Annotated in this window: 26 protein-coding genes; 4 read left to right on the top strand and 22 right to left on the bottom strand. The window is 46.6% G+C overall.

Translation table 11 applies throughout. The features are described 5' to 3' along the window. Positions 1 to 21 precede the first annotated feature (21 nt). The 7 genes from groL to EIZ58_RS30125 form a co-directional block, all read right to left on the bottom strand. Positions 22 to 1,659, bottom strand: coding sequence for a chaperonin GroEL (groL, locus tag EIZ58_RS30155; RefSeq protein ID WP_134704701.1), 1,638 nt, complete (start codon positions 1,657 to 1,659; stop codon positions 22 to 24). A 43-nt stretch (positions 1,660 to 1,702) separates the two neighbouring features. Then, entirely contained in the window at positions 1,703 to 1,984 is a 282-nt protein-coding gene (groES, locus tag EIZ58_RS30150; RefSeq protein ID WP_134704700.1) for a co-chaperone GroES, read from the bottom strand. A gap of 666 nt (positions 1,985 to 2,650) precedes the next feature. Then, entirely contained in the window at positions 2,651 to 3,442 is a 792-nt protein-coding gene (gene tatC / locus EIZ58_RS30145) for a twin-arginine translocase subunit TatC (RefSeq protein ID WP_240689464.1), read from the bottom strand. Continuing rightward, positions 3,411 to 4,058, bottom strand: a complete 648-nt coding sequence (locus EIZ58_RS30140; protein WP_134704698.1) for a redox-sensing transcriptional repressor Rex — start codon at positions 4,056 to 4,058, stop codon at positions 3,411 to 3,413. The genes tatC and EIZ58_RS30140 overlap by 32 nt, the downstream gene beginning before the upstream one ends. A 26-nt stretch (positions 4,059 to 4,084) precedes the next feature. After that, positions 4,085 to 5,080 carry a molybdopterin-binding protein gene (locus tag EIZ58_RS30135; protein WP_134704697.1) on the bottom strand — a complete coding sequence of 332 codons (996 nt, stop codon included), beginning with the start codon at positions 5,078 to 5,080 and terminating at the stop codon, positions 4,085 to 4,087. Further along, positions 5,074 to 5,589 carry a MogA/MoaB family molybdenum cofactor biosynthesis protein gene (locus EIZ58_RS30130; protein ID WP_134704696.1) on the bottom strand — a complete coding sequence of 172 codons (516 nt, stop codon included), beginning with the start codon at positions 5,587 to 5,589 and terminating at the stop codon, positions 5,074 to 5,076. Before EIZ58_RS30130 ends, EIZ58_RS30135 begins: the two co-directional genes overlap by 7 nt. 49 nt (positions 5,590 to 5,638) lie before the next feature. Continuing rightward, positions 5,639 to 6,211 carry a 5-formyltetrahydrofolate cyclo-ligase gene (locus EIZ58_RS30125; RefSeq protein WP_167578049.1) on the bottom strand — a complete coding sequence of 191 codons (573 nt, stop codon included), beginning with the start codon at positions 6,209 to 6,211 and terminating at the stop codon, positions 5,639 to 5,641. 83 nt (positions 6,212 to 6,294) lie between these two features. Here EIZ58_RS30125 and EIZ58_RS30120 point away from each other — a divergent pair, with 83 nt between their 5' ends. Next, on the top strand, positions 6,295 to 8,214 hold the full coding sequence (locus tag EIZ58_RS30120) for an ABC-F family ATP-binding cassette domain-containing protein (protein ID WP_134704694.1): 1,920 nt from the start codon (positions 6,295 to 6,297) through the stop codon (positions 8,212 to 8,214). Between the two features lie 158 nt (positions 8,215 to 8,372). Here EIZ58_RS30120 and EIZ58_RS30115 read toward each other — a convergent pair whose 3' ends face one another. The 5 genes from EIZ58_RS30115 to tsaE form a co-directional block, all read right to left on the bottom strand. Further along, positions 8,373 to 10,607 (bottom strand): hypothetical protein, encoded by a 2,235-nt coding sequence (locus tag EIZ58_RS30115; protein ID WP_134704693.1) that lies wholly within the window; start codon positions 10,605 to 10,607, stop codon positions 8,373 to 8,375. Between the two features lie 275 nt (positions 10,608 to 10,882). Next, positions 10,883 to 11,929, bottom strand: a complete 1,047-nt coding sequence (gene tsaD / locus EIZ58_RS30110) for a tRNA (adenosine(37)-N6)-threonylcarbamoyltransferase complex transferase subunit TsaD (RefSeq protein WP_134704692.1) — start codon at positions 11,927 to 11,929, stop codon at positions 10,883 to 10,885. Then, the gene (gene rimI, locus EIZ58_RS30105) at positions 11,895 to 12,377 is read right to left on the bottom strand and encodes a ribosomal protein S18-alanine N-acetyltransferase (RefSeq protein ID WP_134704691.1); all 483 of its coding nucleotides are present in this window, start codon (positions 12,375 to 12,377) and stop codon (positions 11,895 to 11,897) included. The genes tsaD and rimI overlap by 35 nt, the downstream gene beginning before the upstream one ends. A 10-nt stretch (positions 12,378 to 12,387) precedes the next feature. Further along, the gene (gene tsaB / locus EIZ58_RS30100) at positions 12,388 to 13,080 is read right to left on the bottom strand and encodes a tRNA (adenosine(37)-N6)-threonylcarbamoyltransferase complex dimerization subunit type 1 TsaB (protein WP_134704690.1); all 693 of its coding nucleotides are present in this window, start codon (positions 13,078 to 13,080) and stop codon (positions 12,388 to 12,390) included. Further along, positions 13,077 to 13,544 (bottom strand): tRNA (adenosine(37)-N6)-threonylcarbamoyltransferase complex ATPase subunit type 1 TsaE, encoded by a 468-nt coding sequence (gene tsaE, locus EIZ58_RS30095; RefSeq protein ID WP_240689463.1) that lies wholly within the window; start codon positions 13,542 to 13,544, stop codon positions 13,077 to 13,079. The genes tsaB and tsaE overlap by 4 nt, the downstream gene beginning before the upstream one ends. A gap of 159 nt (positions 13,545 to 13,703) precedes the next feature. Here tsaE and EIZ58_RS30090 point away from each other — a divergent pair, with 159 nt between their 5' ends. Further along, entirely contained in the window at positions 13,704 to 14,045 is a 342-nt protein-coding gene (locus tag EIZ58_RS30090) for a hydrolase/acyltransferase (RefSeq protein ID WP_134704689.1), read from the top strand. 84 nt (positions 14,046 to 14,129) lie between these two features. Further along, positions 14,130 to 14,255 (top strand): cortex morphogenetic protein CmpA, encoded by a 126-nt coding sequence (gene cmpA, locus EIZ58_RS30085; protein WP_100523513.1) that lies wholly within the window; start codon positions 14,130 to 14,132, stop codon positions 14,253 to 14,255. A gap of 61 nt (positions 14,256 to 14,316) precedes the next feature. On the opposite strand, the gene EIZ58_RS30080 is transcribed toward cmpA, so the two are convergent. The 5 genes from EIZ58_RS30080 to EIZ58_RS30060 form a co-directional block, all read right to left on the bottom strand. Then, positions 14,317 to 16,476: a Tex family protein gene (locus EIZ58_RS30080; RefSeq protein ID WP_134704688.1), complete on the bottom strand. Its 2,160-nt coding sequence runs from the start codon at positions 16,474 to 16,476 to the stop codon at positions 14,317 to 14,319. 192 nt (positions 16,477 to 16,668) lie between these two features. Beyond that, complete coding sequence (locus EIZ58_RS30075; protein WP_100523512.1) at positions 16,669 to 17,019, bottom strand: type II toxin-antitoxin system PemK/MazF family toxin; 351 nt, start codon at positions 17,017 to 17,019, stop codon at positions 16,669 to 16,671. A 3-nt stretch (positions 17,020 to 17,022) separates the two neighbouring features. Beyond that, the gene (locus tag EIZ58_RS30070) at positions 17,023 to 17,292 is read right to left on the bottom strand and encodes a CopG family ribbon-helix-helix protein (RefSeq protein WP_198589152.1); all 270 of its coding nucleotides are present in this window, start codon (positions 17,290 to 17,292) and stop codon (positions 17,023 to 17,025) included. Positions 17,293 to 17,560: 268 nt separating this feature from the next. Further along, entirely contained in the window at positions 17,561 to 18,715 is a 1,155-nt protein-coding gene (gene alr, locus EIZ58_RS30065) for an alanine racemase (protein WP_134704687.1), read from the bottom strand. A 6-nt stretch (positions 18,716 to 18,721) separates the two neighbouring features. Next, a complete protein-coding gene (locus tag EIZ58_RS30060; RefSeq protein ID WP_134704686.1) occupies positions 18,722 to 19,150 on the bottom strand; it encodes a hypothetical protein in 429 nt (142 codons plus the stop codon). A 145-nt stretch (positions 19,151 to 19,295) separates the two neighbouring features. Here EIZ58_RS30060 and EIZ58_RS30055 point away from each other — a divergent pair, with 145 nt between their 5' ends. Then, positions 19,296 to 20,036 (top strand): sulfite exporter TauE/SafE family protein, encoded by a 741-nt coding sequence (locus tag EIZ58_RS30055; protein WP_134704685.1) that lies wholly within the window; start codon positions 19,296 to 19,298, stop codon positions 20,034 to 20,036. Positions 20,037 to 20,079: 43 nt separating this feature from the next. Here the strand turns inward: EIZ58_RS30055 and EIZ58_RS30050 are convergent, their stop codons facing one another. The 5 genes from EIZ58_RS30050 to EIZ58_RS30030 form a co-directional block, all read right to left on the bottom strand. Further along, positions 20,080 to 21,105 (bottom strand): outer membrane lipoprotein-sorting protein, encoded by a 1,026-nt coding sequence (locus EIZ58_RS30050; protein WP_134704684.1) that lies wholly within the window; start codon positions 21,103 to 21,105, stop codon positions 20,080 to 20,082. A 71-nt stretch (positions 21,106 to 21,176) separates the two neighbouring features. Then, positions 21,177 to 22,706 carry an NAD(P)H-hydrate dehydratase gene (locus EIZ58_RS30045; RefSeq protein ID WP_134704683.1) on the bottom strand — a complete coding sequence of 510 codons (1,530 nt, stop codon included), beginning with the start codon at positions 22,704 to 22,706 and terminating at the stop codon, positions 21,177 to 21,179. 59 nt (positions 22,707 to 22,765) lie between these two features. Next, a complete protein-coding gene (gene acpS / locus EIZ58_RS30040; RefSeq protein ID WP_134704682.1) occupies positions 22,766 to 23,146 on the bottom strand; it encodes a holo-ACP synthase in 381 nt (126 codons plus the stop codon). After that, on the bottom strand, positions 23,147 to 23,863 hold the full coding sequence (locus EIZ58_RS30035) for a hypothetical protein (protein ID WP_134704681.1): 717 nt from the start codon (positions 23,861 to 23,863) through the stop codon (positions 23,147 to 23,149). Next, positions 23,847 to 24,953, bottom strand: coding sequence for a molybdopterin-dependent oxidoreductase (locus EIZ58_RS30030; protein WP_167578048.1), 1,107 nt, complete (start codon positions 24,951 to 24,953; stop codon positions 23,847 to 23,849). The genes EIZ58_RS30035 and EIZ58_RS30030 overlap by 17 nt, the downstream gene beginning before the upstream one ends. Positions 24,954 to 25,192 lie beyond the last annotated feature (239 nt).

Raw genomic sequence — 25,192 nt, 5'->3', positions numbered from 1 at the left:
ATCAAGGGATTTCTGGGCTGACTACATCATGCCGCCCATGCCGCCCATTCCGCCCATGCCACCCATATCTGGCATTCCAGCGCCTTTTTCTTCAGGCTTATCAGCGATTACAGCTTCCGTTGTTAAGAACATAGCCGCAACAGATGCTGCGTTTTGAAGAGCAGAACGAGTTACCTTCGCAGGGTCAACGATACCAGCTTCAATCATGTTAACCCACTCGCCAGTAGCAGCGTTGAATCCTACTCCATCTTTCTCATTCTTCAAGCGCTCAACGATAACGGATCCTTCCAAACCAGCGTTAGTTGCAATGATGCGAACTGGCTCTTCAAGAGCACGTAGAACGATGCGAGCACCCGTAGCTTCATCTCCTTCTACTTGAACGGCTTCTACAGCTTTTACCACGTTGATTAGAGCTGTACCACCACCGGATACGATACCTTCTTCAACCGCTGCACGAGTAGCGTTCAAAGCATCTTCAATGCGAAGCTTCTTCTCTTTTAGCTCGGTTTCAGTAGCAGCACCAACCTTGATAACGGCAACTCCACCTGCTAATTTAGCTAAACGCTCTTGAAGCTTTTCTTTATCGAATTCAGAAGTAGTTGTTTCTACTTGAGAACGGATTTGCTTCACACGAGCATCGATGTTAGCTTTGTCTCCAGCACCTTCAACGATCGTTGTGTTTTCTTTAGAAACTACAACGCGTCCTGCAGTACCAAGGTGTTGGATCGTAGCAGCCTTAAGATCTAATCCAAGATCTTCTGTGATTACTTGACCGCCAGTCAATACAGCGATGTCTTCCAACATAGCCTTACGACGATCTCCGAATCCAGGAGCCTTAACAGCTACAGCTGTGAAAGTTCCGCGAAGCTTATTTACAACTAGAGTTGCAAGAGCTTCCCCTTCAAGATCTTCAGCGATGATCAACAAAGACTTACCTTGTTGAACCACCTTCTCTAATACAGGAAGGATTTCTTGAATGCTAGAAATCTTCTTATCCGTGATCAAGATGTAAGGATTGTCAAGAACGGCTTCCATCTTGTCAGTGTCTGTGATCATGTAAGGAGATACATATCCGCGGTCGAACTGCATACCTTCAACCACATCTAGCTCTGTATTGAATCCTTTGGACTCTTCTACAGTGATAACGCCTTCCTTACCTACTTTCTCCATAGCTTCTGCAATCAATTGGCCGATTTCATCATCAGCAGCAGAGATAGCAGCAACTTGAGCGATAGATTCTTTTGTTTCTACCGTCTTGGAGATGTTCTTGATTTCATCTACAGCTGCACGAACAGCTTTTTCGATACCCTTACGGATAACCATTGGGTTAGCTCCGGAAGTTACGTTCTTCAATCCTTCACGGATCATCGCTTGAGCCAATACCGTTGCAGTTGTTGTACCATCACCAGCTACATCGTTAGTCTTGGTAGCAACTTCTTTAACTAGTTGAGCACCCATGTTTTCGAATGCATCTTCTAATTCGATTTCCTTTGCGATGGTTACACCATCGTTAGTGATAAGAGGAGAACCAAACTTCTTCTCAAGAACTACGTTACGGCCCTTTGGTCCAAGAGTTACTTTAACCGCATTAGCTAGAGTATCCACACCGCGAAGCATAGAGCGGCGAGCTTCTTCACTGAATCTAATATCCTTTGCCATGTTAATATTCCTCCTTCTTTTATATGTAATCCGAATCTATTTTTTATTGAACGATAGCTAGAATGTCGCTCTCGCGCATGATTAACAATTCTTTGTCGCCGTACTTCACTTCAGTACCAGCATACTTGGAGAAAATAACTTTATCTCCTTCTTTAACTTCAAGAGCAACGCGCTCTCCATTTTCGATACGTCCAGTACCAACAGCTACAACGCGACCTTCTTGAGGCTTTTCCTTTGCTGTGTCTGGTAGAACGATACCGCTTGCTGTTGTTTCTTCCTTAGCAATTGCTTCAAGAACTACACGGTCACCTAATGGTCTTAACACTGTGAAACACCCTCCTTAAGGACATTTGCGTTTTTTGTTTTATTAGCACTCATTCACCATGAGTGCTAACACATTTATAATAATAGTCATTTTTCCCCAACTTTGCAAGCCCTTTGAACAGATTTTTTTGTTAAAAATTTGTGTAGGCGTTTTTACCTTTCCCATCCTTTCCGAAGGAGGGGGGTTGCATACTTGAGGGAATAAAAGTGTTGGGCGGGGCTAGCCTGACAAGCTGCACTTGAAGTAGTCCAACTGGTTATTTCTGGAGATAGAGCCGTTTTCGGGCTACTTTTTGCTCAGAGCTTGAGTAAGCATCCACTTCACTCTAGAAACAGGGCCGTTTTTTCGCATTTTCAAAGAAAAGCAGCGTGATTCCTGACCACTAGCGACTTCTCGCCAGAGCCAAAACCCATTTACTCACGAACGCTAGGCCTTTGCTCACGATCGCATGCTCGTTGCTCACGATTTCATGCCGGATGCTCACATACAAGCAATCATTACAGTTAATTCCTCCACTTTGGTCACGAATCCAGCCCTCTTGCTCCCGAACCGGTAATTATTCCAAACAGCCAGCCCAGCCCTGCCCCTTCAGCCCTACTCCGCAAGCCCCAGCCCAGCTCCCCCACCCCAACAACACAAAAAAGAAGAGGCCACTTTCTCCTCTCCTTAATCATCCGTTTTAATCAGGGCAAACTCTTCTTCCCACTCTTTATCTTTTTCTTTCTGCTTGCGATAAACCCACTTCGACAGCCAGATACTGATCTCGTAAAGGATGACCAACGGAATAGCCACCAAGATGTTGGAAATGAAATCAGGCGGGGTGATCAAGGCTGAGATTACCACCGAAAGGAACAGCGCATACTTGCGGAACTTCACCAGAATCATCGGGTTGAGTACTCGGATGGTGGTGAGAAATAAGATAATGACGGGAAGCTCGAATAGTAAGCTAACCGGTACAATGAGATTAAACATAAATTGAAAGTATTGGGTCAGCCCATACGTCTCTTCCGCCCCCAAGGCGTATGTAAAGTTCGACATGAACCCGATAATCATAGGAAAAAGAATATAATACCCAAAGGAAATGCCTAATAAAAGCAATAAGAAAGCAAAAGGAATATAAAGCAGCAGCGCTCTGCGTTCGAGTTCCGTGAGGCCAGGCGACATAAAGCGCCATACATGATATAAGATAACCGGAAGGGTCAGGACGATGGCAATAACAAATGCTACCTGCATATAGATCCTAAGCGCATCCGTAAATCCAAAGACGTGCCAGGAAATTTGGCTGGCAGCAGGATCATTTTTCATATATTCGACTACGGGCTTTGCTGAAATAAAGCCAATTACCATGAATAAGATAAAGCAGGCGATGACCCAAATGAGCCTTCGACGAAGCTCAGAAAGGTGTTCAATCATGGACATTTCTTTATCATTCATCTTCTTCCACGACCACCGGTTCATTTTTTTTCAAAAAGTAAACAAGAGACTGAAGTTCAACACTTAGGTCAATGTAATGAATCTTAATCTCGTCTGGAACCTGAAGTCTCGTTGGAGTGAAGTTCAGAATCCCCTTAATCCCTGCTTTGACGAGCTGATCTGTCACATCTTGGGCAGCATGCACCGGGACGGTTAAAATCGCTACAAGGACCTCTTCTTCCTTTACAACCTGTTCAAAAGAGTTCATCCCATAGATCGGAATGCCGTTAATCTTTTGGCCGATCTTTGAGGGATCACTGTCAAAGGCAGCGACAATCATCGCGTTGTTTTTTAAAAAGTCATATTGCAATAAAGCTGTACCCAAGTTCCCTACTCCAACGAGGATAACATGGGTGGTTTCATCTTGCTTTAAGAACTCTCGCAAAAACTGAATGAGATATTCTACATCATACCCATAGCCCTTGCGACCTAAGGCTCCCAAATAAGATAGATCTCTTCGAATCGTAGCAGGGTCAATATTGAGAGAACGACTCAGTTCAGCTGAAGATACCCTGCGAATGCCAAGGGAAGAAAGCCGATCCAAATAGCGAAAATATATTGGAAGCCTTTTGGCCGTTACCTTAGGGATTACTTGATCCATGACACCACCTCCTTATCGGTTCAATATTAGCAAGAGTGATATCCGCCATACCCTAAGGAGATGATGTCCTGCTCAACAATTTTCTCTCCTGCAAGAATTCGAGGCAAGAAAACATCGAATGAGGTATAAGGGTCATGCATAACACAACCGGGTAGTCCTAAGATAGGCGTATCCCCGTAATAGGCCACCATCAGCATAGAGCCTGGAAGCATGGGGGTTCCATAGCGAACGACATGGGCCCCTACCCCTTTAATCGCTCCGGGCGTACGGTCATCCGGGTCTACAGACATTCCGCCTGTCACAAGAATCAGATCTACCTTTTGCTCAAGGAAATAACGAATCTCTTGCTGAATATGTTCCGTATCATCATCTGCAAAACGCTGTTCAACCACTTCTGAACCAAACGCTTGTATTTTTTCCCGTACTACAGGTCCAAACTTATCTTGGATTCTGCCCGTAAACACCTCACTGCCCGTTGTAACCATTCCCACCTTCATCGACTGAAAGGGCTTAATCCGCAGAGCCGGTCCTATTGCCGCCAACCCTTCAATAGATTGTATCTTGGCTTCATCTATAATAAGGGGAATGGGACGAACCCCGGCAACCGATTGTCCTGGGCGCACAATCACATTATCCACCAAAGTAGAAACCGATATTTCTTCGATCTCATTTGCTTGGTGGACGATACCCGCGTTCACTTTAAGCAAACCGTGAATAGTCGACTTAAGCGTTACTTTTCCTTCAACGGGCTCAGTGAGCTGAATATTCTCGCCAGAAAGAGCCTTCGCCATTCGTTCTGCTCCTTCATTTTCATGCAAGAAGCCCTCAGGAATGTCCAACACGTAGATATGCCTTTTTCCAATATCCAACAGCTTCGGGATATCTTCTTCCGTTATCACATGACCCGCCTTAAAGGCTCTTCCCTTAAACTCGCCCGGCAGGATACGAGTTAAATCGTGACCAAGCTTCATACCGACAGCCTGTTCAACATGAATTTCTTTTAAGTACGTTGGCTTCACCAAGTTTCCTCCCTTGTCATTGAACCCGCGCCTGTGTTGCCATGAATGATATTGATCGCATGTGGGATCTGATCGCAGATTGCCGTGAAGCATTCTTCGACTCCTTTAGGATTGCCTGGAAGATTGATAATCAAGGTATTTCCTCTGGTTCCACAAACAGCCCTCGTAAGCATGGCTCGACGTGAATTAGCAATGGCCGCTCTTCTCATTTCCTCTGCTAATCCTGGAACAACACGATCAATGACTCCTTCTGTTGCTTCAGGCGTCACGTCTTCCGGACTTAATCCGGTACCGCCGACGGTAAACAACAAGTCCACACGCTCTCTATCCGTCAACTCAATCATATTTTCACGAAGCATTTCAATGTGATCCGGAGACAACCGGTGGATATATATTTCGCTGTTTAGGTGAACCTTCAGCAGTTCAACGAGCTTCACAACGCTGTCATTTTCTCTTTCACCGCGATAGATGGAATTACTTGCAGTTAAAACAGCAACTTTATATTCAGACATGTACATCCTCCTAATGAAAAATAAAACACGAATCCCCTTATATTGTACATTATTTCACAACGTACATCCATCCCTGGTCTGTGACCAGAATATCCACACGATGATCATGCTCGTCCATTGGAACTTCCTCCATGATCTGCTCATCAAAGCATAGCGCCGCCAGTGTAGGACGTGGAGAAAGCTTGGAGAGAAAGCGATCATAATATCCCCCTCCATAGCCGAGTCTCCCGCCCATTCGATCAAAGGCAACCCCTGGCATGATAATCAGGTCGATTTGCTTGGCATCCGCTTCTATGGCTTGATCAGGATTAGGCTCCATAATGCCGTATGGACCCGCTTGAAGCTCCTCCCAGCCCGAAAACAAGTAAGGGATCATCTCTCTCGATTGAGGAACAGTCTTGGGAATAGCCACTTTTTTACCATCTTGTATAGCGGTAGATAAGAGCTCTTTAATTTGGGGTTCATCTCCAAAGGGGACAAAGGAAAATATATAATTTGCCGCTTGATAACATGGCGTAGTTAACATGATCTCTACGATCTGCTTTGACTTCCTGGCACGTATATGAGGATCTAGCTCGCTCCTTCTGGATAGTATTTCCTTCCTCAATTCTTTTTTGCCCATCAACTTGGCCTTCCTCCCTTCTCCATCACCTTTCGAAGCGGAATATGGTACACTAGAATGTATAATATTTCGAGGTGACATCCATGATTTTATTACAAGCAGTTGATATTTCCAAATCGTTTGCTGCTGAACCCATTCTGAGTGGAATCAACCTGCAAATTCAAACGGGAGAGCGCATTGGACTCGTGGGAGTGAATGGCGCAGGGAAATCCACGTTACTTAAGATTATTACAGGACAATTGCTTCCTGATAGCGGAGATATTCGCAAAGGAAAAGATGTGGTGTTAGGCTATTTAGCTCAAGACAGCGGGCTGGAATCCGATAAAACCATTTGGGAAGAAATGATCGCAACCTTCGCATCGCTGCGTGCGATGGAAGCGGAGCTCCGTGTACTAGAAGCCAAGATGGGCGAAGTCCTTCCTGCAAAAGATTATGAACAGCTTCTCGCTCAATACTCCGCTCTCTCCGACCGGTTCAAGGAGAAGGGCGGGTATCAATATGAAGCCAATATCCGCAGCATTCTTCATGGCTTGCGTTTTTATGAAGAAGATTATCAAACCTTTATATCTTCATTAAGCGGCGGACAAAAAACCCGCCTGGCTCTCTGCAAGCTCTTGCTCAGCACCCCCGATATCCTGGTATTGGACGAGCCGACCAACTACCTAGACATCGAAACGCTGACCTGGCTGGAGCGATACCTTCATAACTATAATGGGGCCGTTCTAGTGGTCTCCCATGACCGTTATTTTCTAGACGCCCTTGTCAATCTCATTTACGAGATTGAACGAACCCAGTGCAAGCGATTCGTCGGAAACTACTCGCGCTACCTCGATTTGAAGGCAGAAGATATCGAGAGACAGCTTGCCATGTTTGAGAAGCAGCAAGCCGAAATCAATCGCATTGAAGATTTTATCGCTCGCAACATCGCTCGTGCTTCCACCACGAAGCGTGCCCAAAGCCGACGAAAAATGCTCGACAAGATCGATCGGGTTCATCGCCCGATTACATCGGATAAGCGAGTGTCCTTCTCCTTTGACATTGAGCGGGTAAGCGGGAATGAAGTTTTAAAAATTAAAGATCTATCCGTAGGCTATCCGGAGAAAACGTTGAGTTCCGGCCTCACCTTCCAGCTCGACCGCGGCGAGCGCGTGGCGTTACTTGGGCCCAATGGGATAGGAAAGTCGACTCTGCTGAAAACGGTCGTAGGAGAGCTCGCTCCTCTAGATGGTTCTATTACTCTTGGATCCAATGTATCCATCGGGTATTACGATCAAGAGCAGAAAGAGCTCACCGGGGACAAGACCGTACTTATGGAGCTCTGGGACGATTATTCCCTCATGCCAGAAAAGGACATCCGCACGGTTCTCGGTAATTTTTTATTCAGCGGGGATGATGTACTCAAGAAGGTCTCGACTTTAAGCGGTGGAGAAAAAGCGAGAGTCAGCTTAGCGAAGCTGATGCTGCAGAACTCCAACTTCTTGATTTTGGACGAGCCGACGAACCACTTGGACATCTATAGCAAAGAAGTGCTGGAGAATGCCCTGGAGGACTATCCCGGTACGATTCTGTTCGTTTCCCATGACCGTTATTTCTTAAACAAAATGGCAACTCGGGTCATTGAACTGAATCCACATGGTGCGGTGAGTTATCTAGGCAATTACGAATACTTCCTGGAAAAGAAAACCGAGCTCGAAGAGCTCGGGAAGACGCCTTCCCCTGCCCAAGATCAAGCAGACGAGAAAGAACGTCGAACCTCGGATAAAGAGAATTTCCTGCAGGATAAAGAACAGCAGAAGAAAGAAAGGCAGCGCCTGCGAAAAATCGAGGAGATTGAAAAGAAAATCGAGGATATGGAAACAGAGATTGCTACCTTAGAAGAGCTTCTCTGTGCGCCCGAAACCTTTGAAGATCCACTGAAAGCCCACGAGCTCAATCAGCAGCTAGAAGACAAGAAGCAGCATCTAGAATCTCTCATGGAAGAGTGGGAGCTGCTTCAGGAATAAATGAGAAGGGTGTCCCCATCTGTTTGGGGGCACCCTTGTTTTTTGCGTAAATGGCGTGATTGTCCAAGAAGTTGGAGCACCTGAGGTACCGCAAGACCGCGATTCGTATATAAAATGACGCAGCCTGGGATTTTCATATAATTTACAAGCGATCCTCCTCATTCCCCTGCCGATAGCTCCCCATCATAAGCCCGATCCACTCTTCCTCCTACCCCCATCTTCTCCTTCAAACCGAGGAACAGCAGGGGCACTACCATATAAATAATGGTGGTCGCAGCCGCTACGATGCCTGAATCATTGATCGCAAGGGCAGTAAAAGCTCCGATGATAATCCCAAAGAATCCTCTCACGGCATAGGGATATTTCACGCTTAACCTACCGATCATGCCTGCAGGACGGTAACATAAAACCCCTAGAACAAGAAGGGAAGTAATAAAAACCTTGCTCCAGGACGACACACCAATGAGCTTCCAGTTCATTGCCCATTTTCGCTCAATGATATTCCAGATTTCCTGCCAATCGCCGGAAACTAGCTTTTGCATCGCACGACCAATGTGAGATTGCGCTTGATCTGCAGCTGACATGTTCATAGCAAAGAGAACTCCCATCCCCGCCATCCCAATCATCACTACCCAACCCACTAACCGCTTATTGATCCGGATATCAAATAGTCGGATAAACGATGTACTATACGCGGTAATGGCCGTAATCGCTCCTCCTGCATTGGTCCCCCATCCGGGAGAAGAAAAAAACACGAGAAAAAGACCGAATACCGTTAAAGCCAACCCCTGGATAACCCTAATATATTTTTTAGTTAGCTCAAGCAACATGGCGAAGCTCAATATGGTGCTTCCAATCACGACCCCCATGTACTCATTGCCAATCCCATAATATCGGGCGCCAATAATCGGGTCATACCCTAGATAAGATCGCTTCATCAGGGCGGATTGAGCTCCGATGCCATCCAGAAGAACCGGCGCCCAGTTGACTAGGCTTATAATGAAGAACAACCAAGGAAAAGGCAGCCGAATCACAGCGGCTGATAGACCTGTGCCAAGGATCAATAAAAAAACAATCGTCAGCTTCGCTTGCATCACAGGGAACATAGGCAGAATCAAAAACAAAAAGGGCGATAAGGTGATTACGATCAACAAAAACCGCAGCGTCCGGTTCACCCAGTTGTACATCCGATGGGCCGGGTTAGCGAGCAGCCAAAAGGCTGCAGATAAGATTAACACGACAACCTGAAAGATAACATACCCGTATAAAACCGTCGAACGAGTCCCATAAACATGCTTGATCTGCTCCCATTCCGCCCAAAAGGCCGTAGGCTCCTGTACAACCTGAACGGGCCTGCCGATCATAGCGGATGGAGCCTCGATACCGAGCCAATGTAAAATGGTCGGGGCCACGTCCACATTCGCGATAATTCCAGCTTGTCTAGTTGTAGGGGTAGAAAGACTTCCTTCCCCACTATGCCCACCGATATGGATAAACGGACTCATCATAGACTTGGAGGCATGGGCATCGGAATGGACCATCGGGGTAACCAGGAGGACAAGTTCTTCCTTCGTCCGTCCTGCCAAAAGCCGATTCATGAAGTCATTCGTTTCTTCGAACACCTGCTTTTTCATTTTGGCAAAATGAGCTTCATCCATCGGCTGCTTCATCGAATACAAGCGATATAAATCCCCCAACTCGATGACCATCAACGATGCTTGGTCTCGATGCTTCTGCACTTCTGCTAACAGGTAGGGATAATTTGTGGATAACCCGTAGACCCTTTCTGGATTCGCTAGTGTCGTCCTTTGAGAAACATCCCCAAATTGGACGGTTCCCCGGCTGTCCATTGCGAGCAGGGGAGCAAAACGAACCAGTTCCTCCCCCTTATCTGAATTTCCAAAAACGAAAACCTGCCTATTCATCAGTTTGATGGTCTCCCCTAATAATCCTGGCATAATCGAGTAGGGTTGGTTCTTATTGTTATCCACAAGCTGCTTAAAGCTTGGGATCACCACAGCAGCCTCTCTCACATCGCTGCCGACTAACTGTTGATAAACCTCCCTAGCCGCAATACCTTTGATCCTTTCATTCCCCATAAAGACGGCTCCAGCTGTGGCGTTGCCCACGGCACGAGTACCGCTGTTCATTGTAATCAGGTTGTTCCACTCATTGATTTCAGCGGCTGTCCGCAAATTCATGGCCCCGACAATCCCCTGATTCAGCCAAGTTCCGGAATCCATCGTTTGCATCGTTTGAATATCCTCAAGAGAAAGGTGATTTATGAGGATAACGATCACGCGATTTGTCGTATCTTGTTGAGCGGCACTGGCGGAACTAGTCAGGAATGCACAGAAAAAAGCTAAGATTGTGGATATAATATTCAAAATCATCGAAAATTACCCTCTTTTCCACAATACTCACAGAGTTATACACAGGCAAAAATGCGGTCATTGCAAGTTTCACCGTTATTATCCACATTTTCGACAAAATTCTCTCTTGTTTTTATTAACTTTGGATTTCACCTCTGAACCTTGTTATTTCAATTACTCACAGACTTACTCACATTATCCACAGTTTGTTAGGGATAACTTGTCCACGGGAACATATGTATGGAGTTTTTCCACAGGAGACAAGAAAAAAGACAACTATCAACATAGTTGCCTTTTTAGCTTAGCGGTAAACCAGGAACGGCGTTTAAATCCAATTCGGCAAACTCGCCTTTTTGAAATTTAATGTAGCCTGCAGCCGCGATCATGGCCGCGTTGTCTGTGCAAAGAGAAAGCGGTGGAATGACTAAATCCACGTTTTCCGTCTCGCTTCTTTTTAACAGCTCGTTTCTCAGCCCTTGGTTGGCCGCTACCCCACCTGCTAAGAGCAGCTGCTTCACATCATACTCCTTGACTGCACGAAACGTCTTTTCTACCAAGACCTCAACAACGGAAGCTTGAAAGCTAGCCGCTACATCGGCTGGTTCAAGAGTTTCTCCGCGCTGCTGAGCGTTATGAAGGGCATTTAGCACCGCTGATTTTAACCCGCTAAAGCTAAAGTCATAAGAACCGGCTTCGAGCCACGATCTCGGGAACGGGATGGAAGGCTTGCCAACATGGGCCAGTCGGTCGATATGTGGGCCTCCGGGATAAGGCAACGATAGGGAACGCGCGACTTTATCATAGGCTTCACCTGCAGCATCATCCCGAGTCTGCCCTAAGATGTCAAAGGAGCCGTGCTCCTTCATATATACCAGCTCCGTATGCCCTCCTGATACCACTAGAGAGAGGAGAGGGAACTGCATTTCTTTCACCAATCGATTAGCGTAAATATGCCCAGCAATGTGATGAACACCGATTAAAGGAATACCCTTCGCAAAGGCAATCGACTTAGCCGCGGATACCCCTACTAGCAACGCCCCCACTAAGCCTGGACCATACGTAACAGCAATTGCGGAAACATCATCTAACGTTAGTTTAGCTGTGTCTAACGCTTCTTGCAGAATAACTGTAATGCCCTCTACATGTCTGCGCGAGGCAATTTCCGGGACCACCCCGCCGAAACGCTTGTGGATATCCACTTGAGAAGAAACCACGTTCGAAAGAATCTCCACCCCATCACGAACAACCGCGACAGAGGTTTCGTCACAGCTGGTCTCGATCCCTAGAATATAGCAAGGCTTACCTGGTTCATGAACTTTTTGACTCCATTGATTGATCTTCATTTTCAAAATTCACCCACATAATTAGGGCATCCTCGCCGTTATCAGAATAGTATCTGGGACGAACCCCTTTATTATAAAACCCTAGCTTCTGGTAGAGACTTTGCGCGATCACGTTAGATACCCGCACTTCCAGAGTCATCGCCATAGCTCCTTGTCTAATCGCATGAAGCTTCATCGCGACCATCAGTTTTTCTCCCCACTTCTGTCCTCGATAGGCAGACGCAATTGCAATATTGGTAATGTGAGCCTCATCTCCTATAATCCACATTCCTCCGTATCCCGCGACCTTCCCTTGAACCTCCAAAACTAAATAATAAGCAAAATGATTGTTAGAAAGCTCGTTTTCGAAGGATTGCCTAGACCAAGGAATGGTGAAGGTGTCACATTCAATTTCTTGCACGGCATCCAAATCACCTAGGGTCATTCGACGGATTCGATAATGGTCCATTGTGGTTCACCTACTTTTGTTGGGAAGCGAGCCATTTGGACTCCGCTTCAGCTAACTGTAAATATTGAGGTGCAAAAGCATCCACATCCATAGTGGAGCCTTCCTGCAGCCTTCTAAGCCCTGTTCTGGCAATATAGCCAGCACGAGGGACATTCCACTCCGGTTGGCCAAAAACGGCAAGGGAGCCCATCTTTTCTTCGATAGTTTGGCGATGGATGGCCACATCATCCCCTAAAAAGAGCACCGGAACCGCTTCTTCCGCCAAGCGTGCCGTCCACTCCTCCATCAGGCACAGCTGATCGGCCTGAACCCGTGTTCCATTTTGGAATAAACTTGTATAAGCCTGCCCTCGCCGAGCATCGAATAAAGGACAAACTCTCCCTGTAAAATACGGGATGTTAGCAGCTAACGCTTCTAAACTCGACACCCCGACTAAAGGGATGCCTAGAGACCAGGCCATGCTCTTTGCTGTCGTTACTCCCATCCGGACCCCAGTATAAGACCCAGGTCCATGGGCAACCGCAATCCCTGATAGCTCACTTGGAGATAAATCGAGCTCTTCCATCAGAGCCGCTATGGCGGGCATGAGCCGGATCGCATGGTTTTTCTTGAGATTCGTAGTATATTCCCCCAGCAGCTTATGCTCCTCCACCACCGCTAGGCTTAACACCAGATTGGACGTATCTATGGAAAGTACTTTCATGTTTTCAGCTCCTCACACATCCTCTGGAAACGCTCCCCCTTAGGATACAGATGGATTTCCCGAGAATCGCCTTCTAACCGCTTAATATAAATGCTAAGCAACTCGGAAGGGAGTAAAGAAGGAATCCGGCTAGCCCATTCCACAACGGTTACGCCCTCACCGTAAAAATATTCATCAAATCCCAGCTCTTCAAATTCATCGTCTACCCGATAGACATCCATATGATAAAGAGGCATCCGTCCTTGGTATTCCTTGATCAGGGTAAAGGTTGGACTGTTGACTACTCCTTTTACCCCTAGGGCTCGAGCTAAGCCTTGCGTGAAGGTGGTCTTACCAGCGCCTAGGTCGCCCTCCAGTGCAAGAACATCTCCTGGAAGAAGCAGCTCAGCCAATCGTTCAGCCCAACTTTGGGTTTCTCCCGCTGAGTGAGAGGGAAAAATATAGGGATCACTTGAATAATTCAATTTTAGACACTCCTAATAAATTAGAAATTCTTCCCTGCCTATTATATCTTTCACCAACTTTGGCCGCAATAAAACCAACAGGTAAACTTGAAAAGCAGGAAGGGATTTTAGTAGACTAAGGTCAAACGATTTGTTAAGAGAGAGATGGAGGACGTAAACATGCGCTTTTGCTTGCTTCAAGGACCACAGGGGCTTGAATTTGTATCGATACCTGGGGATCATATGTATCAATTCGTAGCGTTATTCCGTAGGCTTCATAAAGAAATGGATAAACTGACGGCTGGAGAAAAGCCGGTTTTACCTACCGTTATTGCCGAATTCAATGATTTAGAGCTGGTTTCCTACGACCATAGCGTGGTGGATGGCTTGGACTACATTAATCAACTGGAAAGCCTATTTGCTGATATTCAAGAAGAAAACTATCCGTTGATTTCTTTATTAACAGAAATTCGAGCTTTTCAAGCACAATTAGAGTACTTAGCAGAAGAAGAAGAAAATTAGTTGTTCACCCTCTCCCCTTTTCTGAATATCTTATAGGTAACAGAACCTTAAGAACAAAAGAAGAGGGCAGAGGAGGGACCTATCATGCCCGAATGGCTGCGCAAACAGCTTATGCGTGCCTTTCTCGGAAAAGATCGAAGGCAGATTCGTCTACTGAACGATTGCTGGTTTGTCTATAAAGAAAAAAGCAACAGCAAAGGCTTTTACTAGCCTAGCGATGTTTATGATGAAAAAAGGAAGCAGTCCCGTGACTGCTTCCTTTTATGGTTTTCTAGGATGTCGGCGGAACCATGGATAAGCCCACTCGCATCTTTTTCACATCGATTTCAGTCACCCATACCGTTACAATTTGACCGACGGACACCACGTCTAGCGGATGTTTAACGAACTTGCCACTCAGCTTGGAAATATGGACTAATCCATCATTCTTTAAGCCGATATCGATAAAGGCTCCGAAATCCACCACATTACGCACCGTCCCTTGAAGCTCCATCCCCACTTTCAAGTCCTCAATGGTAAGGACATCCTTCATCAACAAAGGCTTCGGCAGCTCGTCACGAGGATCACGACCAGGTCGCAGCAAGCTGTCAAGGATATCCTTCAGCGTAGGTTCCCCAATTTCCAGCTTGGCAGCCATATCGGCAAGATGGACCGTTTGCAGCTTTTCTTTTGCCTCAGGACTGCCAATCTCCACTGGCTGAATGTGGAGTAACTCGAGTAACTTAGCTACTTTATCATAGGATTCGGGATGAATCGGTGTTTTATCTAAGGGGTTTTTCCCATCCATCACTCGCAAGAAACCAATGCACTGTTCGTAGGTCTTGTCCCCAAGTCGAGGAACTTTTTTCAGCTGAGCGCGACTCGTAAACTTGCCCGTCTCTTCCCTAAGCTTCACGATATTCTTGGCTACTTGCTTACTGACCCCTGAAACGTATTGGAGCAAGGAAGGAGAGGCGGTATTCACATCGACTCCAACATAGTTTACAGCGGACTCCACCACAAACTGGAGGCTGTCGGCCAATCGAGTCTGGCTGACATCATGCTGGTACTGGCCTACCCCAATCGATTTTGGATCAATCTTAACCAGCTCTGCCAAAGGATCCTGCAGGCGGCGTGCAATGGAGACCGCGCTGCGCTCTGCCACATCCAGATCAGGGAATTCTTCCCCGGCAAGCTTCGACGCGGAGTACACGCTCGCTCCGGCTTCACTCACGATAATATAGAAAATTTCTTTCTCGATTTCTTTGAGCATGTTGGCGACGAATTCCTCGGTTTCTCTTGAGGCCGTTCCATTCCCGATGACCACGATATCAATTTGGTAGGTTTGGATCACATCTTTAAGGATTCGCTTGGCCTCTTCTACCTTATTGGCAGGAGGAGTCGGATAAACCACCCCAACTTTATGTAGCTTACCGGTTTCATCGACCACCGCAAACTTACATCCCGTCCGATATGCCGGGTCTAATCCCAAGACCATCTTCCCTTTTACTGGGGCTTGCAACAGCAGCTGACGCAGGTTTTCAGCAAAAATATGAATCGCCTGCTCTTCAGCGGTCTCGGTTAATTCATTTCGCACTTCACGCTCCACAGCAGGAGCAATTAAGCGCTTATATCCGTCTTCCAATGCGGATTCGAGATAAGAGGCTGCTACCGTCTGGCGAGGGATGAACTTTTTCGTAAGAAATTGAGTGATCGGCGCCGTATCTACTTCCAGCTTGACCTTCAAGATGCCCTCTTTTTCCCCGCGGTTAACCGCCAGGATGCGATGAGGAACAATTCGCTTCACAGGCTCAGAATACTGATAGTACATCTCATAGACGTTCTTTTCCGATTCTTCGTCTTCCTTCTTTTCGACTTGGATTAGCCCTTGCTGTAAGGTTTGCTTTCGAATCCACTTCCGCACATCCGGATCATCCGATACCATTTCAGCGACAATATCCATGGCTCCTTGGAGGGCTTCTTCTACCGTATGGACTCCTTTTTCGGCATCGACGAATGGCGCGGCTTCCTCTTCTGGGTTGCCTTTCACCGGTAAACTCATCAGATAGGCAGCCAATGGCTCCAAACCTTTTTCCTTGGCCATGGTCGCTCTTGTTCTGCGCTTTTGTTTATAAGGGCGATAAAGGTCTTCTACTTCCTGCAGCTTGGTTGCCGCTAATATGCTTTTCTCAAGCTCTTCCGTAAGCTTGTCCTGTTCTGCGATGAGGCGGATCACCTCTGTCTTCCGTTCTTCAAGGTTTCGCAGGTAGGCTAAGCGCTCCTGAATCGTCCGGATTTGATTTTCATCTAATGTTCCCGTTACTTCCTTACGATAACGGGCGATAAATGGAACAGTATTACCTTCATCGAGGAGCTCCACTGTGCTTTTGACGGATTTAATGCCAATTCCGGATTCCTTCGCTATGGTATCAATCATTTGGTTCAAGTCCATTCCCGTTCGCTCCTTACATGGGGGAAAATAGGATAGGCGGTGAGCCTAGAATTACCCCTATATTAACACTCTGCCTTCCATTGTACCATTTTCTAGCATAACAACGAAAGGGCTCACCGGAGTGAGCCCTTGTCTGATGGATATCTAGCTTGCCAAAGGAAAGGTAAATAATATTGCAAAAAACTATATAAACTAAAAGTCGATCAAGCCTAAACTTATCTGTATCGCTTCGTTCACCTTATCCATCATTTCTTCATCAAGGTGTGTGATTTTGTCCGTCAATCGCTGTTTATCGATTGTACGGATCTGCTCCAAAAGAATCACCGAATCCCGGTCGAACCCATAGCTCTTAGCATCAATCTCGACGTGTGTAGGAAGCTTAGCCTTTTGAATCTGAGCTGTTATAGCCGCGACGATGACCGTCGGACTGAAACGATTCCCTATATCATTCTGGATAACTAGCACCGGACGAACACCGCCCTGTTCTGATCCTACAACAGGAGATAGGTCCGCAAAGTAGACATCGCCACGTTTAACAATCACAAATTACACCCCGCTAACTAAGCGGCCCAAGGTATAATTCGCTTCCTCTTCCGCTTGGAAAGCCTCCGAAGCCATGTTGAGATTGATGTTAGCCATCTCCATGTACCCTCGTTGCATAGTTTCACGGATATGGCGCTTCTTGCGCTCTCTAAGATAGAGTTTCATCGCTTGTCTGATAAATTCACTTCGATTTGATTGTTCTCTTTCCACGACACCATCCACCTCTTCTAGCAAATGATGTGGCAAGCTGATCATAATACGCTTGGTATCCATCTTAGACAAGACAAACGCACCTCCAACGACACTTACACCATGTGATCTGCATAAACGCATGCCAATAGTACCATTATGTCGAAACACATGAAGAAATATACCAATGAGTATATATCCTAACACGCTTTTTCTTTCAACACAACCTATTTATTCTCTGTCGAAAGCCGATATCCTTCTACTAATTTGTAGAAATTAGGACTCCACTGGCGGATTATACTCCATGATTGTACCATTTTACTCTCCTACCCGACAAGGAAATACGACAATTTCAAAGCAGAAAATTTTTGGTCATGACCGTGGTCCCTTGCTTCTTATAAACCCTTGGCACACGCTTACTTATCATGCATGTCACTTCATAATTAATGGTTTCAAGCAGTTTGGCCACATCATCAACGGTGATCTGTTGGTGATCTTGCTCCCCCATCAGTACGACCTCATCACCAATACGCGCATCTGCAACAGCTGATATATCGAGCATCAACTGATCCATGCAGACTCTTCCGACAATCGGAACATATATACCTTTCACTAAGGCCTTTCCTTTGTTAGATAAAGCACGGGAGAAACCGTCAGCATAACCAATGGGAATCGATGCAATTATCGCTTCGGATGGGGTAGTATACGTAGCTCCATAACTGATGGATGTGCCTGGCGGCACCTTTTTCACATGAGCGATTTTAGACTTTAGCGAGAAGGCTTCTTGAAGTTGAATCCCTTTATTGCGTGTATAGGCAGACGGATATTGTCCATATAAGCTTATTCCTAAGCGCATCATGTTATAACCATAATCCGGGAATAAAATTCCTCCAGCACTGTTGCTGCAGTGTATAATGGAAAATGAATACGGTTCAATCACTTTAATAAAGTTATGATGCTGAAGGTGGGTATATGCTGGATCTTCTTCATCCGCACAGGCAAAATGTGTAAACACCCCTTCAACTTCCACACCAGGAGAGGCCTTAGCCACTTGCATCAGTTCTGCAAGTTCCTCCTCTGTTCTAAGCCCCACACGCCCCATACCCGTATCGACCTTAATGTGTACTTTCACTTGCTGATGGAGACGACTAGCTTCTTCCTGCAGCGCTTCGATAAGCTCTCGGTGAAAAACAGTCAACGTAATTTGATGCTTAATCGCTTCTCCTACAAATTCCGGTGCGGTATAACCCAGCACGAGGATAGGCGCTTGAATCCCAGCCTGTCGCAATTCGAGGGCTTCATCCAGCAGCGCTACGCCGAGATAGGTTGCTCCTGCTGCAATGGCTGTTTTCGCAACGGGTACAGCCCCGTGACCATAGCCGTCCGCTTTCACTACAGCCATAATCTGAGTCGATTCAGGGAGATGCTGGCGAAACGCCTGCACATTATGAGCTATTGCATCCAGGTCTACTTCTACCCAAGTGTTCCGGTAAAACTTCTCCCCCATAGCCAATCACCTTTTTTTCTTATTTTTTTTCATTTTCTCTAATTGATCATCTAGTTCCCATAAAAAATCCTTAGAAACCATGAGGGGCTCTTTCTTTCCTTGTAATCGAAACAAGGCTTTCCAATCCGATGCACGCTCCACCTCTTGGAGGGGGAAAACACGCTCATTGCCACTCATGCGGATAATGAGCTCCTTCTTTGTCAAGATATACTCAGGAGTAAGCACTTTTCTGTACAAGATGGGAGCGCATCCAATAATGACCACGGCAGACAATACAGCAAGCACTTTATAAAGCCCGGTATCTGCTGGCATATACCCAGCTAAAACAAACATTACAGCCATATAGACAAGTGTTTCATAAATCCGGTAGCGGGTGGGTCTTTTCTGAAAAATGTCCATATAGGTAGAACTTTCTCTCCTAATCAAGTCTTGCACGTTTTATTCACTCCCTTCATCCATCTACCTTAGCGAATTTAATTTGGGAAGTCAATTTACATTATAGTCTACCGTTAACAGTTGACCATTTACTTTTTTTTGATATGATATATTTATTTCAATTTCCAATTGGAGCCTAATACTTATGTCCATTTTCCTTACAATGTTTTTCACGGGTATCCTCCTTGGATTTACCGGAGCTGGCGGTGCAGGGTTCATGATCTCTATCCTGGTTACCTTTTTTAACATTCCCATCCATACAGCTTTGGCAACAGCTATGGCCGCGATGTTTTTAACGGTGGTATCAGGAGCATTCAGCCACTTTAGAGAAGGTAACCTTGAACTGCGCAGCGGAATCGTAGCTGGCCTGTTTGGAGCCGCTGCTGCGTATGCAGGAACACAGGTGGCCCACCATATTCCGGGTGAACAGCTTATCGTGTTTACAGCCGCGATGCTTCTGCTGTCTGCTCTCATTCTTTGGCTAAGGACCAGGTGGAAATTGACCGAATCCGATACAGAACTCACTGAGGTACGTAGCTGGCGCTTGAAGTCGGCTGGAATCGGGCTCGCAACCGGTGGGATGTCTGGACTTTTTGGCGTTGGCTCAGCTCCTTTCATCCAAGTGGGCTTATTAATCTTCTTGCGTAAAAGCTTAAAAATAGCCGCAGGAACAACGATGCTCATTATTCTGCCAACAGCCCTTTTTGCTTCAATAGGATATTACCAAAGCGGACACCTTGATCCGAACTTGTTAGCCAAAGTCGTATCTGGATCGATGATTGGTTCCTATATCGGGGCTAAGTTTACCAAGCACGCTCCTGTTTCTGTACTGCGCATTTTCATGATTAGTGCACCCCTTCTTAGCGGCCTTCTGCTCCTATTTTAACTAAAGAAGAGACTGACTCGAGGGAGTCAGTCTCTTCTTTAGTTTACTTCCCGATTTGATTAAAGGTGGACTTCGCCACAGAGATCAACTCATCCTCCGGAAGATCACCTGTAAGCAGGTACTCCACGCCGTCAAACGCCCATGTTAGAGTTTTCTTCTGTTCCCCTGTCATGACGCCCATCGTATGACCGAGATCCACAATCTCTCCACTTGGATAACTCACCGTTGCCGCCTTTGGTCTTTCCTCAATCAAGGTCATGCTATACTCGCCTTGGTAGCGTAATACCACCTGTGGGCCTTCAGGCGTATCTACCTTTTGTACACCCATGAAGGTTAATCCCTCTGGTACGTAGGTTGGTTGAATGACGCCAAAGCTGCCCTTAGGCTCTGGAGCTGGCTCTCCATTAGCCATTGTAGGTACGGAGCCGTTAATCATGCTCGTTTCCATATTTCTTTCTTTATTAAAAGAATTGCTGTCAAACTTCGCATCGGATTGGAAGTTTGCAAACTCTACGGTTACCATGACGTTCTTATTGGTATCCATCACATCTACTTTAACAGGAGACAAATCGGTGGCTAACCAGATTTTCTGTGTAGTTAAAGAACGATTCTGATAATCTGCCTTAACTTCAAAGGTATACTTGCCTTCTTCTTCAGCAAAGACGCGCTGGTCATCGTTGAGGATGCTCTTAACTAAGGATTCATAGAGATAAACCTGTGCATGATTTTCAGGCCATCCGCTTTGGAAACGGAAACTCTTGTTCAAGTGAGGGGTAAGAACAAACACCCCTTCTTCGTTGCGTAAAATAATTTGGGTAATGTCTCTTTCCTTTGAGGTGAGAGCCACACGGTAGAAGTCCGGCTTATTATGCCATACCTCCACATCATAGGTTTGTGGATCTTTACCTGTTTGCAGGGTCAGCTTCGCATTCATCTTATACCCTGTCATCTTTCCTAGCTGAGTATTCAAATCTGCCACAATATCATCTACACCCTTAGGGCCGCAGCCCGTAGCAAGCATGGAAATGATGGCAACAAGCATCATCAGCCATCCAAGTTTACGTTTCATAATCAATTCATCCCCTTCGCTCGTAGTTTGAACAAAGGAGGGCCCCACATTGGGTTATGATGCCGTGTATTTTACGCTTCAACTGACGATAAATCGTGGATCGCTCTTCCAATCCAGTGGCCTAGATCAGAGGCTGCCCCGCTGTATTCGTCCATGAATTCTCCCGACATTCCATGAAGATACACTCCAAGTAAGAGGCCTGACAGAATATTTCCCGTTTGGTTGGCAAACGAGGCAATCATGCCGGACAATACGTCGCCAGATCCGCCCTTGGCAAGCGAAGAGCTGCCGCGAGGACTGACAAAAAGTTCTCCCTGGGGAGTAGCAATGATGGGATAAGTTCCTTTAAGCACAATGTATACCTGATGTTGGACAGCAAATTGCCGAGCAATAAGAGGGCGCTGAGCTTCCACTTGCTGGGCCGTCAGCCCAGTAAGCCTGGCCATTTCCCCGGGATGCGGGGTCAGCACCACCGACTCCCTGCCTTGAATCATCGTGAGATCCTTAGCGAGTAAGGTTAAGGCGTCCGCGTCGAGCAAAAGAGGTCCCTGCGTGTGACGTATCACCTGTTCAAGCCATTCTCTGCAAGGGGCCTGACCGATTCCGGGACCTACGATGGTAAAATCATAGCGTCCCTGGCGTTCCGACAAGAGCTTCCAGCTATCTTTTGACAGATAGCCTTCCTCTTCTGGCCATAGCCAATAGATCGGCTCGGTCATTTTTCCTGCGACCATGGGCTGAATGGATTTGGGAATTGCTAAAGTCACCATGCCTGAGCCGGAACGAACGGCTCCCATGGAAGCAAGGGCGGGAGCTCCCACATAATCGGCGCAACCTGCCACAATGAGAACATGTCCGTATGTCCCCTTGTGAGAGTGACGTGGTCTTCGCGGAAGAAGCTGTCCCATGCTTTTCTTGTCCAAAACATGGTCCTTCACCCCTGCTTGCTCATGCACCCAGGAAGGGATAGATATATCCCTAACGATCAGCTCTCCACATTGACTCGAACCGGGGAACAGGTATTGCCCCCATTTCGGGCTCGCAAACGTCACCGTTACGTCTGCCTGGATGGCTTGGTCGTGGATCGCTCCGGTATCTGCACAAACTCCACTAGGTAGATCAATCGAGAGGATGTACGCTTTCGGCTGTCTGTTGACCTCTCCGATTACTTGGTCTAGCGGTTCGCGCAGTGCCCCTCGAGCGCCTGTTCCCAAAAGGCCGTCTATGATGAGATCCGCCTGCTCAAGGTCCTGGTTTAGCTCGCTGGCCTCATGATCCTGCCACTTCTTCACAGCATGTCTGCTTCGAAGCAAGGCCTCATAGCAAGTTCGCGCATCCGCACTCAACTTCTCCTCAGATCCTATCAGCCAGGTGTCCACTTTGAACCCCTTGTTGATTAAATGTCTAGAAACGACAAACGCGTCACCGCCGTTGTTTCCATGCCCCGCCAGTACGACAATTCGAGCCTTTGCCCAACGGGCTTCCACCTCTTTTACAACAGCTTGCCCTGCTGCCTCCATCAAGACTATGCCTGGAATGCCGATTTCCTTCATGGCGAAGCGGTCGATCTCTCGCATTTGCTGCGCATTCACCAAATACACCCTTCTTCCCTCCTGATCCCGCGTTATATATGTATGTCCACACCTGTCCACTTATGACACTATGCTTGTTCGATAATCACCTGAGCCACCGCATATTTCTTTTCATGAGAAATTGAAACATGAAAGATAAGCTTCTCTTCTGGATCGTTGATGGCCCTCCAAGCAGTAGAGGGCGCGATGATCGGCTTACCTCTCTCATCTCTCGTAATTTGGATGTCTTGCCAACTTAGTTCCCTGCCAAAACCAAAGCCTGTGGCTTTCGCGAAAGCTTCCTTAGCCGCAAATCTCCCCGCGACAAACTCAATTTGTCGGTTTCCGGTAGGAATGTTCTGGCGTTCCTCTTCCGTCAGGATACGAGCTAAGAACCGCTCTCCCTGACGAGCTAGGATCCTTTCCATTCTCTCTTTATCTACAATGTCGATACCGATTCCCTTGATCATCTATTTTAGCCTTTCTGCCTCTAGGGCTTCCTTAGGTAGTTCTTTTGCCGTGGTCTCTCCTACGTTTCGATACTCTGTCATGTACACAATATGTTCGTGTAGGCGGGCAAGAGAGGGCTTCATCTTTACTTCGAGAACTGTTTTCTGTAGATGTTTTGACTCCTTGTTGATCGAGACCGTTAAAGTTCCTTCTAGCACATCGTCAAACCTTACTCCATGAACCTCATCCTGAAACGGATGTAGGCTTATTTTGTATAAGGTGTTGTCTTCATGATGAGTCCGTTGTATCGTTTTAGCTTTCATTAAGATCCTTTCCCAAAAAGGGAACGGTTCCTTGAGCCCCTGCACCTCTCCAGCCACAGGATGGGTATAGTCCGCTTTATTCCAATGGTTGGCATTCTCACTATAAATATAGAGGACATCGGGCTGAAAATAAATTTGAAAATGAAACTCCTCCGTGTCGGTTAACCGTGCTGCAGAGGATACCCAAATGACATAGGGGTCGAGTTTGGCTTGTGAGTGTATTTTGAGCTGTTGTTGATCGCCGGACCAGATGGTTTGAACGGTTTCATAGGAAGGCCACTCCTGGGCGCGAGAAAGATGGTCTCGAAGCATCAGCAAGGTTTCTTCCTGACCGCTGTTAATAGAAGTATAGGTGATGAAAAAGGCGCCTAGGCATACCGCGATGAGGATGCTGTATTTAAGATAAGTAGCCATTGAGACTGTACCCCTCTTTTTCTTGCCAGTACCCTAGATCTCTTCGATTGGTAAACTCGATCCGCTCCAGCCATTTGATGGATTTATACCCATACATCTGGGGGTGAAAAAGCCGGACAGGAGCTCCTTGACTTTCTAACAAAGGCTTATCATCGATTTGGTAGGCAATAATGACATCACGACCTACCAACTGGGACCATTCATAGGTTTCCGTGTAGATCTGATCCGAAGAATACATCTTTACATACATCCCTTCCGGCTGTACCCCCGCTTGCTTCACTAGCTCACTTAGCGGAATACCGTCCCATTTTACACCCGTTACACTCCAGCCAGTCACGCAATGAAAGTCTTGGATATAGCTGTGCTTGGGCAGTTGCATTAGTTCATCGAACGTAAGCTCAAGAGGTGTTTGGACAAGTCCGTCTACACGTAATCTCCATGTCGCTGGATCAAACACGGGAGTCTCACTGCTCACGGAATAAATGCGGAAATATCCTCTTCGCTTCACTTCTTCTATGCTTGCTAGAAACGACGCCGAGATCGGTTGAAACCATTTGGTTAGTCCACCGAGTAGCATGGCGATGGTCGTTCCACCAAACAGGAAAAGGACGTCTCTTCGGCTGATTAGCCACCCACGATCCCGCTCCACTACTCTTGGTTGTTTGGGTTGGTATTTGGAGTATATCCACAGTCCAATGTGTATGAGGATCCAAGGGATGATAAACAAGCTGATGGCATCGTGAACGGTGATCGATAGTTGGCGAAGAGTAAAGTACCCTGCTGGGTTAATCCACAAATAGATGCCGGTAACTGTCCATAACAGCCCTAGAAAAACCATGAGACAAAGATGGAACGTCTTCCTCCAAGACCGGTGCTTCTTGAAGTAAGGGAAGACAAGCGGAATCGCAGCAAGCAGGAACAAAGAATAGAAGATACCTACTGCAATATGAAACTGCCGGATCTGCCATCTTCCTTCAATCAGGAGAATACGAAGCTCTGGGATAAAAAGAATGGCGCCGCTGAGGAGTAGGATCAGAATGAGCAGGGCATGGGTGAAGTGGATGTAGCGATAGAGGGTCTGTTTTTTCACAAGCATCGCTCCCTTTAATACTAATATCTTAAATATAGCAGATGGCGGGGTGAAATGATATCGGGGGTGGGGAGTTCGGCTATGGGGTGGCAACAGTATCCTGGGCCACTATGATGCACCCTTCTCGGCTCTCGAGCGGATTCGGTTTAATCTAAAAATACAGACTAAAATCACACAAAACCTCGAAAAAGTTTAGCGAGATGCTCTACCTCCTTTACCAAAACGAGGTCACGGGACCA

The organism is Ammoniphilus sp. YIM 78166 (genome assembly GCF_004522215.1).
GTDB lineage: Bacteria > Bacillota > Bacilli > Aneurinibacillales > RAOX-1 > YIM-78166.
Note: the sequence above shows the minus strand (reverse complement) of the source record. Positions and strands in the feature narration are given on the sequence as shown.

What these genes read in the sequence shown, in the direction of transcription:
- EIZ58_RS30050 (WP_134704684.1), bottom strand. Translation starts at nt 21,105, where the DNA reads ATGAAACGTAAACTTGGATGGCTGATGATGCTTGTTGCCATCATTTCC.
- EIZ58_RS30035 (WP_134704681.1), bottom strand. Translation starts at nt 23,863, where the DNA reads ATGGCTACTTATCTTAAATACAGCATCCTCATCGCGGTATGCCTAGGC.
- acpS (WP_134704682.1), bottom strand. Translation starts at nt 23,146, where the DNA reads ATGATCAAGGGAATCGGTATCGACATTGTAGATAAAGAGAGAATGGAA.
- tsaB (WP_134704690.1), bottom strand. Translation starts at nt 13,080, where the DNA reads ATGAAAGTACTTTCCATAGATACGTCCAATCTGGTGTTAAGCCTAGCG.
- EIZ58_RS30080 (WP_134704688.1), bottom strand. Translation starts at nt 16,476, where the DNA reads ATGGACTTGAACCAAATGATTGATACCATAGCGAAGGAATCCGGAATT.
- tatC (WP_240689464.1), bottom strand. Translation starts at nt 3,442, where the DNA reads ATGAACCGGTGGTCGTGGAAGAAGATGAATGATAAAGAAATGTCCATG.
- alr (WP_134704687.1), bottom strand. Translation starts at nt 18,715, where the DNA reads ATGGGGGAGAAGTTTTACCGGAACACTTGGGTAGAAGTAGACCTGGAT.
- cmpA (WP_100523513.1), top strand. Translation starts at nt 14,130, where the DNA reads ATGCCCGAATGGCTGCGCAAACAGCTTATGCGTGCCTTTCTCGGAAAA.
- EIZ58_RS30130 (WP_134704696.1), bottom strand. Translation starts at nt 5,589, where the DNA reads ATGTCTGAATATAAAGTTGCTGTTTTAACTGCAAGTAATTCCATCTAT.
- groL (WP_134704701.1), bottom strand. Translation starts at nt 1,659, where the DNA reads ATGGCAAAGGATATTAGATTCAGTGAAGAAGCTCGCCGCTCTATGCTT.
- EIZ58_RS30115 (WP_134704693.1), bottom strand. Translation starts at nt 10,607, where the DNA reads ATGATTTTGAATATTATATCCACAATCTTAGCTTTTTTCTGTGCATTC.
- EIZ58_RS30120 (WP_134704694.1), top strand. Translation starts at nt 6,295, where the DNA reads ATGATTTTATTACAAGCAGTTGATATTTCCAAATCGTTTGCTGCTGAA.
- rimI (WP_134704691.1), bottom strand. Translation starts at nt 12,377, where the DNA reads ATGGACCATTATCGAATCCGTCGAATGACCCTAGGTGATTTGGATGCC.
- EIZ58_RS30055 (WP_134704685.1), top strand. Translation starts at nt 19,296, where the DNA reads ATGTCCATTTTCCTTACAATGTTTTTCACGGGTATCCTCCTTGGATTT.
- EIZ58_RS30090 (WP_134704689.1), top strand. Translation starts at nt 13,704, where the DNA reads ATGCGCTTTTGCTTGCTTCAAGGACCACAGGGGCTTGAATTTGTATCG.
- EIZ58_RS30140 (WP_134704698.1), bottom strand. Translation starts at nt 4,058, where the DNA reads ATGGATCAAGTAATCCCTAAGGTAACGGCCAAAAGGCTTCCAATATAT.
- EIZ58_RS30070 (WP_198589152.1), bottom strand. Translation starts at nt 17,292, where the DNA reads ATGGATACCAAGCGTATTATGATCAGCTTGCCACATCATTTGCTAGAA.
- EIZ58_RS30125 (WP_167578049.1), bottom strand. Translation starts at nt 6,211, where the DNA reads ATGGGCAAAAAAGAATTGAGGAAGGAAATACTATCCAGAAGGAGCGAG.
- tsaD (WP_134704692.1), bottom strand. Translation starts at nt 11,929, where the DNA reads ATGAAGATCAATCAATGGAGTCAAAAAGTTCATGAACCAGGTAAGCCT.